General features: G+C 56.6%; 14 protein-coding genes. 4 read left to right on the top strand and 10 right to left on the bottom strand.

All coding sequences use genetic code 11. From position 1 onward, the window contains the following. Positions 1-14: 14 nt before the first annotated feature. From sufS to V1587_RS11875, 7 genes are all read right to left on the bottom strand, one after another. On the bottom strand, positions 15-1,235 hold the full coding sequence (gene sufS / locus V1587_RS11905) for a cysteine desulfurase SufS (protein ID WP_371897653.1): 1,221 nt from the start codon (positions 1,233-1,235) through the stop codon (positions 15-17). Then, entirely contained in the window at positions 1,232-2,503 is a 1,272-nt protein-coding gene (sufD, locus tag V1587_RS11900; protein ID WP_371897654.1) for a Fe-S cluster assembly protein SufD, read from the bottom strand. The genes sufS and sufD overlap by 4 nt, the downstream gene beginning before the upstream one ends. Next, the gene (sufC, locus tag V1587_RS11895) at positions 2,478-3,224 is read right to left on the bottom strand and encodes a Fe-S cluster assembly ATPase SufC (protein ID WP_024909391.1); all 747 of its coding nucleotides are present in this window, start codon (positions 3,222-3,224) and stop codon (positions 2,478-2,480) included. Before sufC ends, sufD begins: the two co-directional genes overlap by 26 nt. A gap of 9 nt (positions 3,225-3,233) precedes the next feature. Continuing rightward, the gene (gene sufB / locus V1587_RS11890; RefSeq protein WP_024909392.1) at positions 3,234-4,724 is read right to left on the bottom strand and encodes a Fe-S cluster assembly protein SufB; all 1,491 of its coding nucleotides are present in this window, start codon (positions 4,722-4,724) and stop codon (positions 3,234-3,236) included. An 8-nt stretch (positions 4,725-4,732) separates the two neighbouring features. Then, positions 4,733-5,101: a Fe-S cluster assembly scaffold SufA gene (gene sufA, locus V1587_RS11885; RefSeq protein WP_028017260.1), complete on the bottom strand. Its 369-nt coding sequence runs from the start codon at positions 5,099-5,101 to the stop codon at positions 4,733-4,735. A gap of 313 nt (positions 5,102-5,414) precedes the next feature. Then, positions 5,415-6,143, bottom strand: coding sequence for a MerR family transcriptional regulator (locus tag V1587_RS11880; RefSeq protein WP_033145300.1), 729 nt, complete (start codon positions 6,141-6,143; stop codon positions 5,415-5,417). 188 nt (positions 6,144-6,331) lie between these two features. Continuing rightward, a complete protein-coding gene (locus V1587_RS11875; protein ID WP_395314341.1) occupies positions 6,332-7,552 on the bottom strand; it encodes a diguanylate phosphodiesterase in 1,221 nt (406 codons plus the stop codon). A 338-nt stretch (positions 7,553-7,890) separates the two neighbouring features. Here V1587_RS11875 and ycgZ point away from each other — a divergent pair, with 338 nt between their 5' ends. The 4 genes from ycgZ to fdhF all read left to right on the top strand — a co-directional run bounded on the left by ycgZ (position 7,891) and on the right by fdhF (position 11,106). Further along, complete coding sequence (gene ycgZ, locus V1587_RS11870; RefSeq protein WP_024909397.1) at positions 7,891-8,130, top strand: regulatory protein YcgZ; 240 nt, start codon at positions 7,891-7,893, stop codon at positions 8,128-8,130. 4 nt (positions 8,131-8,134) lie between these two features. After that, positions 8,135-8,455, top strand: a complete 321-nt coding sequence (locus tag V1587_RS11865; protein WP_371897656.1) for a hypothetical protein — start codon at positions 8,135-8,137, stop codon at positions 8,453-8,455. Positions 8,456-8,483: 28 nt separating this feature from the next. Then, the gene (locus V1587_RS11860; RefSeq protein WP_048977426.1) at positions 8,484-8,762 is read left to right on the top strand and encodes a biofilm/acid-resistance regulator YmgB/AriR; all 279 of its coding nucleotides are present in this window, start codon (positions 8,484-8,486) and stop codon (positions 8,760-8,762) included. Positions 8,763-8,955: 193 nt separating this feature from the next. Then, entirely contained in the window at positions 8,956-11,106 is a 2,151-nt protein-coding gene (fdhF, locus tag V1587_RS11855) for a formate dehydrogenase subunit alpha (protein ID WP_371897657.1), read from the top strand. 85 nt (positions 11,107-11,191) lie between these two features. Here the strand turns inward: fdhF and V1587_RS11850 are convergent, their stop codons facing one another. From V1587_RS11850 to V1587_RS11840, 3 genes are all read right to left on the bottom strand, one after another. After that, positions 11,192-11,386, bottom strand: coding sequence for a YdiH family protein (locus tag V1587_RS11850; protein ID WP_003857766.1), 195 nt, complete (start codon positions 11,384-11,386; stop codon positions 11,192-11,194). Between the two features lie 85 nt (positions 11,387-11,471). Beyond that, the gene (gene menI / locus V1587_RS11845) at positions 11,472-11,882 is read right to left on the bottom strand and encodes a 1,4-dihydroxy-2-naphthoyl-CoA hydrolase (RefSeq protein WP_371897658.1); all 411 of its coding nucleotides are present in this window, start codon (positions 11,880-11,882) and stop codon (positions 11,472-11,474) included. Then, the gene (locus V1587_RS11840) at positions 11,879-14,935 is read right to left on the bottom strand and encodes an FAD-binding and (Fe-S)-binding domain-containing protein (RefSeq protein WP_371897659.1); all 3,057 of its coding nucleotides are present in this window, start codon (positions 14,933-14,935) and stop codon (positions 11,879-11,881) included. The genes menI and V1587_RS11840 overlap by 4 nt, the downstream gene beginning before the upstream one ends. Between the last annotated feature and the right edge of the window lie 86 nt (positions 14,936-15,021).

Here is a 15,021-nt window from a genome sequence, read left to right as displayed (position 1 = left end):
CTTTCGCCTCTCCGTTAGCCCAGCAGCTGGTGAATGCGCTTAAGCCCCGCCACCAGCCTGTCGACCTCTTCCGTCGTGTTGTACATCACCAGCGATGCGCGGCACATTGCCGGTACCTGGTAAAACGCCATCAGCGGCATGGCGCAGTGGTGCCCGGTGCGGACAGCCACGCCGTAGTTATCGAGGAAACTTCCCACGTCATAGGCGTGGTGTTTCCCGAGATTAAACGCAATCACCCCTTGCCGATCGGCAGGCCCGTAGAGGATCAAATCCGGCACGCTGGCAAGTTCCGCTAGCGCGTAGTGCATCAGCAGCTGTTCGTACTCCTGAATGCTTTCAAGGCCGATCGCGGAAACGTAGGAAACCGCGGCCCCCAGCCCGATAATTCCGCCGGTATTGGGCGTACCCGCCTCAAAACGCCACGGCGCGCGCGCGTAGGTCGTGCCTTCCGTCAGGCTGACGGTGGCGATCATCGATCCGCCCCCTTCCCACGGCGGCATCGCCTGCAGGATGTCTTCTTTCACGTACAGCACGCCGATCCCGGTCGGCCCGTAGAGCTTGTGGCCTGAAAAGACGTAGAAATCACAGTCGAGAGCCTGGACGTCAACCGCGTGGTGCATCACCGCCTGCGCGCCGTCAATCAGCACCTTCGCGCCCGCCTGGTGGGCCTTTTCAACGATCTCTGCCACCGGGTTTTCAGTCCCCAGCACGTTGGAGACCTGGGTGACCGCCACCAGCCGCGTGCGGTCATCCAGCAATGCGTCAAGCTGGTCGAGCTGCAGCGTCCCGTCAACGTTGAGCGGAATGACCCGCAATTGCGCACCCACGCGCTCGCAAAGCATCTGCCACGGCACGATATTGGCGTGGTGCTCCATCTGGGTGATGATGAGGTTATCCCCCGCGCGGACCTGCGCGTTGCCCCAGCTGTTAGCGACAAGGTTGATCCCTTCGGTGGTTCCCCGCACGAAGACCAGCTCCTCAGGCGATTTGGCATTGAGGAAGGCGGCAATTTGCGTGCGCACGTTCTCCATCCGCTGGGTCGCCTCGGCGCTCAGGGTATGAATACCGCGATGCACGGCGGCATAGCCGTGGCGATAGAACTCGGCTTCGGCATCCACCACCTGATTCGGCTTCTGCGCGCTGGCCGCGCTGTCCAGATAGGCCAGCGGCAGACCGTTTATTTCACGGGTCAGAACCGGGAAATCTGCCCGTACTTTCTCGACGGGAAAACTCATGCTTCGCCTCCAGGCAGGCGCTGACCGATCCGATCCAGCACCTGCAGTTTTAACTGACCATCGTGCAGCGCTTCCGTCAGTTCGGCGGCAAACGCGTAGATAATCATTTTCTGCGCCGCCTGCTGGTCGATACCTCGCGAGCGCAGGTAGAACATCTGCTCGTCGTCGATGCGCCCGACCGTTGCACCGTGGCTGCATTTCACGTCGTCGGCGTAGATCTCCAGCTGCGGTTTGGTGTCCACCTCCGCCAGTCGCCCTAACAGCAGATTGTTGTTGGTCATCTGCCCGTCGGTTTTAATGGCGTGCTGCGCCACGTTAATCAGGCCGTTAAACACCGCGCGCCCTTTATCACTGACGATGGTTTTGTGCAGCTGGCGGCTGTTGCAGTAGCCTTTGTTGTGCTCCAGCCACGTGCGTGTATCACACACTTCCGATTTAACCGGCATCGCCAGGCTGTTAATGCGCAGCGTGGTGTTTTCACCGTTAAGCTGCGTGCTGGTGTTGTGGCGCAGCACCGCCCCGCCGAGCAGGAAGCTGTGGCTGTACGCCGCGGCATCCTGGCCCAGGACAATATCGTTATGGGCAAAGTGGTGGCTCTGCGCATTCTCAAACGCCAGCTTGACGTGGTGAAGCTGGGCATTCGCGGCAACATTCATCGTCAGACGCGACCCGGTAAAGTGACGAGTATCATTGAGGCTGACGTAATGTTCGATGACCGTGGCCTCCGCGCCCTCCGCCAGCTCCAGATGGTGGCGATAGTGCGCGGTATTGATTTCATCGCCGTCCAGCCCCTGAGTGATGTGCATCAGCAGCAGCGGCTTTGCCGGACGCTGGTTACGCTTCACGGCGATATGCGTCACGCTGCGGGCCAGGCTCTCGGTCAGGTGCAGGAAAACCTCGGGCTGAACCGGGGCGCTCAGGCGCTGGCGATCGTCGTTTACCTCAATCTCAAAGCCGCTCTCCTGAACCGTGTCGCTCAGTTCCGGACGAAACTGGCCATCGACAAACACCAGGCGCACGGCATCGACACGCAACGCCAGCGCGTCGCGCTGCGCGGGGGTGAGATCCGCCAGACGGGTTACAAACTCGGCATTCAGCAGGCCATCGAGCGGGGTATATTTCCAGTTCTCATGCTTACGCGTCGGCAGGCCAAGACGCAGCATCTGCTGCAGATGCTGCTGCGCCTGCTCAGAGCGCGTGCCGCCCTGGGCTTCAAACAGCCGGTGCCACTGCTGGAGCGCATTACTGCTGTTCGGTAAGCCAGCCATAGCCCTGCTCCTCCAGTTGTTTAACCAGCGTGAAATCACCGGATTTCACAATGCGCCCCTGGTAAAGCACGTGGACGTAATCCGGCTTGATGTAGTCCAGAATGCGCTGGTAGTGGGTGACGATAATAAACGAGCGTTTGCCGTCGCGCAGGGAGTTCACTCCGTCAGCGACAATCTTCAGAGCGTCGATGTCCAGACCGGAGTCGGTCTCGTCCAGAATGCACAGCTCGGGTTCCAGAACCGCCATCTGCAGAATATCGTTACGCTTTTTCTCACCGCCGGAAAAACCAACGTTCACCGAGCGGGTCAGCAAATCTTCCGGCATTTTCAGCAGCCTGATCTTCTCTTCCATCAGATCCTGGAAGTCGAAGCGGTCCAGCGCCTCCAGCCCGCGATACTTACGCACCGCATTCAGCGCCGTCTGCAGGAAAAACTGGTTGCTGACGCCGGGAATTTCGACCGGGTACTGGAAGGCCATAAAAATGCCCTCTCCCGCACGATCTTCCGGCGACATCTCCAGCAGATCTTTGCCGTTAAACTCGACCGAGCCGTGGGTCACCTCATAATCTTCGCGTCCGGCCAGCGTCGCAGAAAGCGTACTTTTCCCGGAACCGTTCGGCCCCATGATGGCGTGGACTTCGCCCGGCTTGACGTCAAAATTGAGGCCACGCAGGATGGCTTTATCTTCTACGCTGACCTGTAAATCTTTAATGCTTAACATGTGCTTTCCTTAACCGACGCTGTGTTCAAGACTAATGGCGAGGAGTTTCTGGGCTTCAACGGCAAATTCCAGCGGCAGTTCAGAGAACACGTCCTTACAGAAGCCGTTAACTATCATCGAGATGGCATCTTCTTCGCTGATCCCGCGCTGCAGGCAGTAGAAGAGCTGGTCTTCCCCAATCCGTGACGTGGTCGCCTCGTGCTCCAGCTGGGCCGTGTTATTGCGGCATTCGACGTACGGGAAGGTATGTGCGCCGCAGTCTGCGCCAATCAACATCGAGTCACACTGGGTAAAGTTTCGCGCATTGGTGGCCGTCGGCATGATTTTCACCAGCCCGCGATAGCTGTTCTGGCTGTGACCGGCGGAGATGCCTTTCGAGATAATGGTCGATTTGGTGTTTTTACCAATGTGGATCATCTTGGTGCCGGTATCCGCCTGCTGATGACCGCTGGTGAGCGCCACCGAGTAAAACTCGCCGATGGAGTTATCCCCGCGCAGGATGCAGCTCGGGTATTTCCAGGTGATGGCCGAGCCGGTTTCGGACTGGGTCCACGACATTTTGCTGTTTTCCCCTTCGCACAGCGCACGCTTGGTTACGAAGTTCAGGATACCGCCAGTATTGCCGTCGCCCGGGAACCAGTTTTGCACCGTCGAGTATTTCACCTCGGCGTCTTTATGGATGATGACCTCCACCACCGCCGCGTGCAGCTGATAGCTGTCGCGGACCGGGGCGGAGCACCCTTCGATGTAGCTGACGTAGCTTCCCTCATCGGCCACCAGAATGGTACGTTCGAACTGGCCGGTTTTTTCGGCATTAATACGGAAATAGGTGGAAAGCTCCATCGGACAGCGCACGCCTTTCGGCACGTAAATAAAGGTACCGTCCGAGGCCACCGCCGCGTTAAGCGCCGCAAAGAAGTTATCGTTTGAAGGTACAACGGTCCCGATGTACTTTTTCACCAGTTCCGGATGATCGTGAATCGCTTCGCCGAAGGAGCAGAAAATGATCCCCTGCTCTGCCAGCTTCTCGCGGTAGGTGGTGGCCACCGAGACCGAGTCAAAGATAGCGTCCACCGCTACCTCTTTCCCTTCGCGCACCGGTACGCCCAGCTGGTTAAAGGCTTCTTCCACCTCTTTGCTGAGGAAACTGTTCTCCGCGCCGGTTTGCTGCACCGCGCCGGGCTGCGAGGCACAGGTGTCGTCACAGCTGCCGCAGGACGGCGCTGAGTAGTAGCTGTAATCCTGGTAGTTCAGCTTGTCATAATGCGCTTTCAGCCAGTGCGGCTCTTCCATCTCCAGCCAGGCGCGGAAGGCGCTCAGGCGAAACTCCAGCATCCACTCTGGCTCATTGCGTTTCGCCGAGATCGCCCGCACGACATCTTCGTTGATGCCTTTCGCCAGCTCATCGGTCTGCAGCTGGGTGAAGAACCCCTCTTTATAGTTGAGGTGCCCGCCGCTCCAGGTATTTACTTCACTCGTTGCTTCAGTATTACGAGACATAGTTCCGCCTATACCCCAAAGCTTTCGCCGCAGCCGCATTCATTCTGGGCTTTCGGGTTATGGAATTTGAATAACTGGTTTAAGCCTTCGCGGACGTAGTCCACTTCGGTGCCGTCGATAAAGGGCATGGCCTGCAGCGCGACGTACAGTTTCGCGCCGTCGGTCTCGAACACCAGGTCATCTTTCTCGGGTTCGGTGACGGTATCGAGCACGTAGCCAAAGCCTGCGCAGCCGGTCTGTTTGACACCCAAACGCACGCCGAGGATCTCGGGCTTTTTCGCTACCAGCTCGTGAATATGTGCCGCAGCCGCTGGCGTGAGCGTTAACCCGCGCCAGGTGAAATCGGCAGGATTAAAGGTTTCTGAATGCAGTTCCATAGGTCCACCTCATCTGATAAGCCATCAGGGCATAACACCATGTTAGTGATAACGATTATCACTTCAACCCTCTGTCAGCAGGGGCATTCGGCTTAACCGCCCTTTTTGCCTACTTTTATTAAGCATAGACCCTGTGAGAGGATGCAGTCAGGATGGATTTAATTGTTCAATACATTGATTAATAATGCATTTCGTCGTGGCATTTATGGCGGACAGGCGAAAAGTAAAATATGCATCGGAAATGCCTATTTTTAAGATAGCTTTTGCGCAGAAAGTGATGAAAACAAAAAAAGGCCCTCAAGGCCTCTTACACTCAGTGATGGAATGAGACAGCAAAACCCTGCTCACGCCAGTGGTCGAGCTGTTCCTGCTGGCGAGGCGTGGGGGATTTTCCCGTCCAGACGAAGATTTTTTGCCCCGGGAAAAGTTCAGGACGCGGCGAATCAATCGGTTCTGCCAGGACGTCAATGTGCCAGCCCTTCTGCGACAGGCGCGCGGCTTCCAGCCACAGGTGGGTGCGGTCATCGCATTCCCAGCCAATCAGGAGCGCGTCTTTACCGGCTTTTTTGCGGGACTCCGCCAGGCTTGCAATCGCAAATTCGATCAGGACACCGTCAAACAGGCTCGCCATGTGACGCACGGTGTTTTGGTCCTGGTTCATCCGCTGACGGACGGGAGAAATAATATTGTCAATCAGCGCATCTATCGCGTGATCGCGGCGGAATTCGCCCATTTTGGCGCGCAGCTTTGCCGGGCTGGCGTAGCGCAGAACGGTCATCATCTCTTCCTGGAACGAGACCCAGTTGCCCTGAGTCAGAACTTCCTTGTTTTCCAGCAAGGCTTTAACTTTTCCGACCGAGACGCCGCTTTTCATCAGGCGCTTGATCTCTTCTATGCGGAGGATATCTTCATCGTCAAACTGACGATGCCCCCCTTCGCTTCGCTGCGGCTTCAACAATCCATAACGGCGCTGCCAGGCACGCAGCGTAACGGGGTTGATACCGCATCGTTCGGCCACTTCGCCGATACTGTAATAGGCCATTAACTCCCTCACGCTCAGAACTTCCATACCTAACTGCACCAACCTTATCAGATTGTACACATCATTTGTATAACTAAGACCGCATTTTGCTCAGGTGAATGGGCTGCTCCTCCCTTCACCTGTTAATACATTGTTGTATAAAATTTGCCGTTCGTACAGTTAACTCTGTCCGATTGTGTACAGCTTTATCATAACTCGAACTTTTTCTCCGGCCAGGCAATAGCGGGAATACCGCCGTGTCGTGGGCTGGCAAAAAGATGTCCCTGGAACTGGGAAATTCCCGCGGATTCCAGCCACATCCACTCTTCCGCCTTCTCTACACCTACCGCGCAGAACTGGATCTCAAGCGAGGAGCAGCATTTAATAATCGCCTGAATAATGGCCTGCCTGGGGCCACTTTTATGCACGTTCGCGACCAGATCGCGATTAATCTTAATTCTGTCCGGCTGGAACTGAGCCAGCAGCTGTAGCCCGGCAAAACCGGCACCAAAGTGATCGATCGTCACGCTGATACCCGCGCTTTTTAACTGCCTGACCGAATCCGTGAATTCATCAAAACGGGAAATGGCTTCGCTCTCGGTGAACTCCACCACGATTTGCTCGGGCACAAACCCATTTGCTTCTATCGCGGTGAGCAGAAAGTCCACGGCGTTGGGAATGTTAACCAGCGTCATAGGCAGCAGGTTAAGGGATAACGTCTGGTCCTGTAGCCCCAGCGCGCTGGCCATGGAGAGCGCCACCTGCTTGCTTTGTAAATCAGATGCGTAAACTGCCTCATGCGGAAGGCTGGCAAAATAGGCCCCCGGCGAGTCGCCGGACGGGGTGCGGAGAAGCGCCTCCCAGGAGACAACCTGCTGCATAAAAGGATCGACTATCGGCTGGAACGCGAAGCTGCAATCCGCCCCCTTTGCGACCACCTCAGGCTGCGCGGACAAGCGCGTTTCTTCGCGAACGAATTCCCATGAGTCCGCAGGCGGCAGTTCAAAATAGTTCGCTTTTTCCGTGGCCTCGACAAAGGTGCGGAAGAACTGGAGAGGGCGGTCGTTGTAGGTCAGCTGATAGCGTGTCGTCCCCTTATTGAGTACCTGCTGCAGTACCTCGTCCCTGTCGAAGTGGCGCAAATCAAAAAGCTCCATCCCCACGTTGCCAAAACGCCGGACAGGCCCGTGATCGCGCATTAACTCGACCACGTTATGGTGGCGCGGGTCGTTGCAGATCTGCTCATAGATAGCCGAAACGTGCTCAACCGGCCCTTCAAGCAGTTGAAAAAAATGCGTGCCGTTAAACAGCAGGATCCCCGTGACGTTGGAATGCCGGTTTTTACTATTTGCAGCAGCGACCATTGCTTCCAGCGCCTTCACTGGAACGTCCTCGCAGATATGACTGCGGTAAATGATGGTTGTGAGCATGCTATTCCTGGGGTTAGGGTTTTGACCACGAAAGACGTGGGGAAGGTTCATTTATAGCACATTATTTGCCTGACAAATAATTTACATCTCAACCATTTACAGCAGTTAATGAGACCTTTTTCCTCGGTTGTACAACTTACCAGCACCCGCGCTTTTTGTACAATATATCCTGCACTACCACCGCTTCACCCACCTCACATAACAATATGAAAAATAAGTTATTTATAAAATATATCGTAAAAAATTTAAAAAATTGTACATTTTAGATGTACAGATTTGAAAATTATGTATACCTTAAATGTAACGTTACTGATTACAAAATTTTACAGGAGCGAAACATGCAGCAGAAAGGTTACGCCACAGATTCCGCAGCAGCGATCGCACAGTACTTCGAAAAGGCCGCGCTACCTACTCAACAAGAGACGCTGGGACAGGTAGTTGTCGAAATCCTCAGCGACGGGCGAAATCTCAATCGCAAATCGCTCTGTACCAAACTGCTCAGTCGCCTTGAAAAGGCCGATGGGCCAGAAGAGGAAGAGCATTACCACATGCTGCTTGGTCTGCTCTTCGAACGGTAAGGTTATGAATAGCAGTGACGCAGACCGACTGATTGACACGCTTATCGGTGAAGCCGTTCTTTCTCTTCTGAAAGAGCGGGGGCCAGTGACAACCGAAGGATTGCTGCAGCGTCTGCGGGTAATGAAAGAACATGAAAAGGATCCCCGGCGGCGGGAGACACTAGCGGTGGTGATTGCCGAGATCGGCTCAAACAGCATCGCCTTTACACGTCGCAGAACCGCGCAAGGACGAACGAAAAGAGAGGGACCTCTCAACGATAACAGAGACAATGTAGTGCCGTTATTTGGAAGTGGAAAACCGTCCGACCCCAAAAAAATACATTGACTGCAATTAACAGCTACGGTGAGAACAAATGAGACAAAATATTCAGCTTCAACCCGAATACCACTCTGCTTTTTTAGACAGTGCGCTGGCGGAATATTTCCGTCATGCAGGCGATCGTTTTGCTGAAGAGTCCGCTATTTTTTCTACTGCAGTACGCTGTGTTCTGGCCTCCGAGGGGCATCTGTCTAATAAGGCGATCATCCTCTGGCTCATTCAGACGCTGGAAGCCACTCACGACGTGGTTCAGGCGGATGTGATTCGTAAGACCCTGGAAATCGTGGTGGGTTACACGATGGACGATCTCTAAGCTCCTGCACTCAACGCCCCCCCCTAACGTGTCATCGTCAAAACTGACGAACAGCCTGACGATGACACGCGCCTTTCCCGCGTAACACTTTGTAAAACCAGTAAAGCCAACCTGGCACGGTTCCTGCTTACCTCCGCATACGGGACTGGATTTCCAGTCAACTTTGCTTCATTTCTTAACAGGTCTGTTATTGATGAAAAAGATCGCCAGCGTCTGCCCGTACTGCGGTGCAGGCTGTAAATTGAACCTTATCGTTGAAAATAATCGTATCATCCGTGCCGAAGCGGCAGAGGGGGTCACAAACCAGGGCACCTTATGTCTGAAAGGCTTTTACGGCTGGGACTTCCTTAACGATACCCGTCTGCTCACCCCTCGCCTCACCCAGCCGATGATCCGCTACCACAAAGGCGAAGCATTCACCCCCGTAACCTGGGAAGAGGCGATCCGCTACACCGCTAACAAGCTCAGCAGCATTAAAGCGCAGCACGGGCCGCGGTCGATCATGACCACCGGCTCCTCCCGCGGAACCGGCAATGAAACCAACTACGTGATGCAAAAGTTTGCCCGCGCGGTGCTGAACACCAACAACGTGGACTGCTGCGCGCGCGTCTGCCACGGCCCTTCCGTGGCCGGTTTACAGGAAACGCTCGGCAACGGCGCGATGAGCAACTCAATCAACGATATTGAAAACTCAAAATGCCTGCTGGTATTTGGCTATAACTGCGCGGACTCCCACCCTATCGTTGCCCGCCGCGTGCTGAAAGCGCGTGAAAACGGCGCGAAAATTATCGTCTGCGATCCGCGGCGCATTGAAACGGCGCGTATTGCCGACCAGCATCTGCAGCTGAAAAACGGCAGCAACATGGCGCTGGTTAACGCTTTTGGCTATGTGCTGCTGGAAGAAGAGCTCTACGACAAAAGCTACGTGGCGCGCTTTACGGAAGGGCTTGAGGCCTACCGCCAGACGGTGAAAGACTATGCCCCGGAGAAGGTCGAGCATCTTACCGGCATTCCCGCCCGCGACGTCCGCCAGGCAATGCGCACCTTCGCGGCGGCCCCTTCCGCCACCGTAATGTGGGGTATGGGCGTGACCCAGTTTGGTCAGGCCGTTGACGTGGTCAAAGGGCTTTCCAGCCTGGCGCTGCTGACCGGCAACCTCGGTCGCCCTGCCGTCGGCGTCGGGCCGGTACGCGGTCAAAACAACGTCCAGGGCGCCTGCGACATGGGCGTTCTGCCGAATATGTTCCCCGGCTATCAGGATGTTACCGATCCGGCGGTCAGGCAGAAGTTCGCCGACGCCTGGGGAATTGACGTCACTAAAATGGACGATCGGGTCGGGACGCGCATTACCGAGGTGCCTCATCTGGCGCTGGAAGGCAAGGTCAAGGCCTACTACATCATGGGGGAAGATCCGCTTCAGACCGAGGCCGATCTCGGTCTCGTTCGCAGCGGTTTTGAGGCGCTCGACTTTGTCGTGGTTCAGGACATCTTTATGACCAAAACGGCAGAGGTGGCGGACGTTCTGCTCCCGGCCACCTCGTGGGGTGAACACGGCGGCGTCTTTACCTGTGCCGATCGCGGGTTCCAGCGTTTCGGCAAAGCCATCGACGCCAGCGGCAACGTGAAGCGCGACTGGGAGATCATCAGCCTGCTCGCCACCGAGATGGGCTACCCGATGCAGTATGACTCCAACCAGCAGATCTGGGATGAGATGCGCGAGCTGTGCCCGCTCTTCTTCGGCGTGACGTATGAAAAAATGGGCGAGATGGGCCACGTGCAGTGGCCGTGCCCGACGCTGGATCATCCGGGTACGCCGTACCTGTACAAAGACAATCAGTTCGACACCCCAACCGGTAAAGGGCAGCTTTTTGCCGCCCCGTGGCGCGAGCCGGCGGAAACCCCGGATGCAGATTTCCCGCTTGTGCTGTGTACGGTACGCGAGGTGGGGCACTACTCCTGCCGCTCGATGACCGGGAACTGCGCCGCGCTGCAGAGCCTGGCCGACGAGCCGGGCCGGGTGCAAATGAACCCTGCCGATGCGGAAAAGCTGGGCATCACGGAGGGTCAACTGGTCTGGGTGCGTTCGCGTCGCGGCAAAGTGATTACCCGCGCCAGCATCAGCGAGCGTATCAACAAGGGCGCGGTTTATATGACCTACCAGTGGTGGATTGGCGCCTGCAACGAGCTGACCCAGGATAACCTCGATCCCATCTCCAAAACGCCGGAAACGAAGTACTGCGCGGTGCAGCTGGAGGCGATTGAGGACCAGCGCTGGGCGGAGGATTTTGCGGCGTCGGCGTATCAGTCCATGAAGTCGCGGCTGATTAACGCGGTGAATGTCTGAAGAAAATGTCGGGTGGCGTCACCGCCCGATACTGAATTTCAGACACAAAAAAGGCCGCATCCGCGGCCCTTTTATTCTCATGTACTCAATGGACGTGAACGCCCAACCGCCAGGCAAAGTAGATCTCTTCTTTCAGCTCATTCGAAGAGAGCGCCAGCAAATCCGTAAACTCCAGCTCAAGCTGTTTCAGCTTTTTCAGGTACTGCGCCGGAGACAGGTTGCTCTTATCGCGACGTAAATATTCAATTGCCAGCTGCGTTGGGGTTATTTCAGTATCCATGATGTCCTCGCTTATGTACAAAACCTGACCAGTATATCACAACGCGCTGGCTAGTTTTTGACCAAAGGCAAAACATCTGAAAACTTTACACAACCGCCGTGGTCAGCCGCGACGAGCAGCACAGGCGATCCTGCTCATCGAGAATATCTATCTGCCACACCTGATGGCGGCTTCCGGCGTGCAGCGCGCGGCAAACACCGCGAACGCGCCCGCTACGCACCGAGCGAATGTGGTTAGCATTCACCTCGAGTCCGACAACCTTCTGCTCACCTTCGGTACAGAGATACCCCGCCACCGAGCCCAGCGTTTCGGCCAGCACGACGGACGCTCCGCCGTGCAATAAACCAAACGGCTGGTGGGTGCGACTATCGACAGGCATGGTGGCCTCAATCTCATCGTCGCCAATGCGGATAAACTGGATATCCAGCAGCCCCACCATATTTCCCTCGCCCATGGCGTTCAGCGCCTGCAGCGTCATGGCACGTTTCCAGATCATCCAATTATCTCCAGTAAAGCCTGTAATGGGTGACGTACGCCGTTGCCTTCGACCCGTTTTACCTGGCTGCGGCAGGAGTACCCCGTCGCCAGACAGCGGTTTCTCGGCAAACGCTGCATCGCCTGATGCCAGGACAGCTCATAGATGCCGAGCGAGTTGGCGTGGTTTTTCACTTCGTGTCCGTAGGTTCCGGCCATGCCGCAGCAGCCTACGTTGACGCTCTCCAGCTTCGCACCGAAGCGGGCAAAAACAGACGCCCACTGCGCGGGGGCACCCGGCAGCGCGGTCACTTCCGTGCAGTGGCCGAACAGATACCACGGTTCACCGCTGACATCCTGAACAGCTTTGCCTTCCAGCGCCATCGGCAGCCACTCGTGCACCAGCATGACGTTGAAATCGCCGCGCTTGTCGCCCAGGGTCTGCTTGTATTCATCGCGATAGCACAGCACCAGCGCAGGATCGACGCCGACCATCGGTATTCCGAGCTGCGCCACGCGGTTTAAGAAGTCAGACGTTTTCTGCGCGGTCTTCGCAAAACGGTTCAGGAAACCCTTAATGTGCTGCGCCTTGCCGTTCGGAGAGAACGGCAGAACCACAGGCTGGTAACCCACTTTCTCCGCCAGACGGACGAAATCGGCCACCACCTGCGCATCGTAGTAGCTGGTGAACGGATCCTGCACCACCAGCACCACCTTCGCTTTTTGCTCAGGCGTGAGTGCCTCCAGCTGTTCCAGGGTCATGTTTGCCGAACGGTGACCGACGAGCTGACGCTGCAGAGACGGGACCGACAGCAGCGGCAGATCGACCATGCCAATGTGTTTTTCGGAGAGCTTGCGCACCAGCGGCTGGTTGATAAAGAAGTTGAAGGTCTTCGGCGCGCGCGCCATCAGCGGCGCGTAGCTTTCCACCGTTGCCACCAGATGGTCGCGCACCGGGCGGAGGTAGCGGGTGTGATACAGCTGCAGGAAGCGCGAGCGGAATTCCGGCACATCGATTTTAATCGGGCATTGGGTGGAGCAGGCTTTGCAGGCCAGACAGCCGGACATCGCCTCTTTCACCTCATGGGAGAAATCGTACTCGCCCTTGTTGGCATGCCAGCTGTTGCGGGTGCGCTCAATCAGCGAGCGCAGGCTGGCCCGTTTTTCCGGCAACTCCTGCTCCAGCCTGAGCGGATCCACCCCGCGGTCGGCCAGCAGACGCAGCCACTCGCGCACCAGCGTCGCCCGCCCTTTCGGCGAGTGGATACGGTTGCTGGTGATTTTCATCGACGGGCACATCGGGCTTTTCACATCAAAGTTAAAGCACAGGCCGTTGCCGTTACACTCCATCGCGCCGCGCCAGGAGGAGCGCACCGCAATCGGGATCTGTCTGTCGTACGTGCCGCGCTTGACGGCATCCACCTGCAGCATCGGGGCATCAACACCTTCAGGCGGGCAGATTTTACCCGGGTTAAGGCGGTTATGCGGGTCGAAAGCCGCTTTCACCTTGCGCAGCTCCGCGTAGAGCTGTTCGCCGAAGAATGCCGGGCTGTATTCCGCGCGGAACCCTTTCCCGTGCTCCCCCCACAGCAGACCGCCGTATTTGGCGGTTAAGGCCACCACGTCGTCGGAGATCTGCTTCATCAGGATCTCCTGCTGCGGGTCGCACATATCCAGCGCCGGACGCACGTGCAGTACCCCGGCGTCGACGTGGCCGAACATGCCGTAGCTCAGGCCGTGGCTGTCCAGCAGGGCGCGAAACTCAACGATATAATCTGCCAGATGCTCAGGCGGCACGCAGGTATCTTCGGCAAAGGGAATCGGCTTCGCCGCCCCTTTCGCATTGCCGAGCAGGCCCACGGCTTTTTTACGCATCGCATAGATACGCTCAATACCGGCCAAATCGTTACAGAGCTGCCAGCCGATCACGCCGCCTTCACCCTGCGCAATCAGCTCATCCAGCCGCTGGCATAGCGTGGTGACCTGGCGTTCAATCAGCTCCGCATCGTCGCCGGCAAATTCCACAATATTGAGACCGAGCATCTCTTTATCCGGCACGTCGGTAATCAGCTCGCTGACGGAGTGCCAGACTATGTCTTCCCGGGCCAGGTTGAGCACCTTAGAGTCGACCGTTTCCACCGACAGCGCTTTCGCTTCCACCATAAACGGCGCATTGCGCAGCGCGGAGTCGAAGGAGTCATATTTAACGTTCACCAGACGACGCACTTTCGGCAACCGGGTAATATCCAGCCGCGCCTCGGTGATAAACGCCAGCGTCCCTTCGGAACCGGTCAGCACGCGGGTTAAATCAAACTGGGTCAGGTCGTCGTTAAAGACGTGACGCAGATCGTACCCGGTCAGGAAGCGGTTTAGTTTGGGGAATTTATCGAGGATAAGCTGGCGGTTGTCGCGACAGCGCTCCAGCACGGTACGATAGATGCGTCCGCTGGCAGTGTTATCTTTGCCCAGGGTTTCCGCCAGTTCGACCGGCATCGGCTGGGTATCGAGGATATCGCCGCCCAGCAGAACGGCGCGCACGCCCAGCACGTGATCGGAAGTTTTACCGTAGACCAGCGAGCCCTGCCCGGAGGCATCCGTGTTAATCATCCCGCCAAGGGTCGCGCGGTTACTGGTGGAAAGCTCCGGGGCAAAAAAATAGCCGTAAGGCTTGAGGTACTGGTTAAGCTGATCCTTGATGACGCCCGCTTCGACCCGCACCCACCCCTCTTCCGGGTTGATCTCAATGATGCGGTTCATGTAGCGCGACATATCAACAATGATGCCCTGGTTCAGCGCCTGACCATTGGTCCCGGTGCCGCCGCCGCGCGGCGTAAAGACCAGCGAGGCAAAGCGCTCCTGTGTGGCCAGCCGGGCGATAAGCGCCACGTCAGCCGTTGAACGAGGGAAAACGACGGCATCGGGAAGAAGCTGGTAAATACTGTTATCGGTCGCCATCGTCAGCCTGTCGGCATAGTTCGTGGCGGTATCACCTGTAAAACCCTGTTGCTCCAGTGCTTGCAAAAAATTAAGCACCAGCTGAACGACGCCAGGTGCCTGAGAAATCTGTGGGATCATGACTGTCGACCCTGATTAGAGTTGTATGAAATCGTTTGCGTGTATCTTAAAAGTTTTATCACATTTTTTTCTTATAATCTCTGCCG

It is taken from the genome of Enterobacter sp. ECC-249 (assembly GCF_043965265.1).
GTDB classification, from domain to species: Bacteria; Pseudomonadota; Gammaproteobacteria; order Enterobacterales; family Enterobacteriaceae; genus Enterobacter; species Enterobacter quasiroggenkampii.
The sequence above is the reverse complement of the archived record's forward strand: the minus strand, read 5'-3'. Positions and strand labels throughout refer to the sequence as shown.

Excerpts from the sequence above, each read along its gene's own strand:
- sufA (WP_028017260.1), bottom strand. The coding sequence starts at position 5,101 with ATGGAACTGCATTCAGAAACCTTTAATCCTGCCGATTTCACCTGGCGC.
- ycgZ (WP_024909397.1), top strand. The coding sequence starts at position 7,891 with ATGCAGCAGAAAGGTTACGCCACAGATTCCGCAGCAGCGATCGCACAG.
- fdhF (WP_371897657.1), top strand. The coding sequence starts at position 8,956 with ATGAAAAAGATCGCCAGCGTCTGCCCGTACTGCGGTGCAGGCTGTAAA.
- V1587_RS11860 (WP_048977426.1), top strand. The coding sequence starts at position 8,484 with ATGAGACAAAATATTCAGCTTCAACCCGAATACCACTCTGCTTTTTTA.
- sufD (WP_371897654.1), bottom strand. The coding sequence starts at position 2,503 with ATGGCTGGCTTACCGAACAGCAGTAATGCGCTCCAGCAGTGGCACCGG.
- sufB (WP_024909392.1), bottom strand. The coding sequence starts at position 4,724 with ATGTCTCGTAATACTGAAGCAACGAGTGAAGTAAATACCTGGAGCGGC.
- V1587_RS11865 (WP_371897656.1), top strand. The coding sequence starts at position 8,135 with ATGAATAGCAGTGACGCAGACCGACTGATTGACACGCTTATCGGTGAA.
- menI (WP_371897658.1), bottom strand. The coding sequence starts at position 11,882 with ATGATCTGGAAACGTGCCATGACGCTGCAGGCGCTGAACGCCATGGGC.
- sufC (WP_024909391.1), bottom strand. The coding sequence starts at position 3,224 with ATGTTAAGCATTAAAGATTTACAGGTCAGCGTAGAAGATAAAGCCATC.
- sufS (WP_371897653.1), bottom strand. The coding sequence starts at position 1,235 with ATGAGTTTTCCCGTCGAGAAAGTACGGGCAGATTTCCCGGTTCTGACC.
- V1587_RS11875 (WP_395314341.1), bottom strand. The coding sequence starts at position 7,552 with ATGCTCACAACCATCATTTACCGCAGTCATATCTGCGAGGACGTTCCA.
- V1587_RS11850 (WP_003857766.1), bottom strand. The coding sequence starts at position 11,386 with ATGGATACTGAAATAACCCCAACGCAGCTGGCAATTGAATATTTACGT.
- V1587_RS11880 (WP_033145300.1), bottom strand. The coding sequence starts at position 6,143 with ATGGCCTATTACAGTATCGGCGAAGTGGCCGAACGATGCGGTATCAAC.
- V1587_RS11840 (WP_371897659.1), bottom strand. The coding sequence starts at position 14,935 with ATGATCCCACAGATTTCTCAGGCACCTGGCGTCGTTCAGCTGGTGCTT.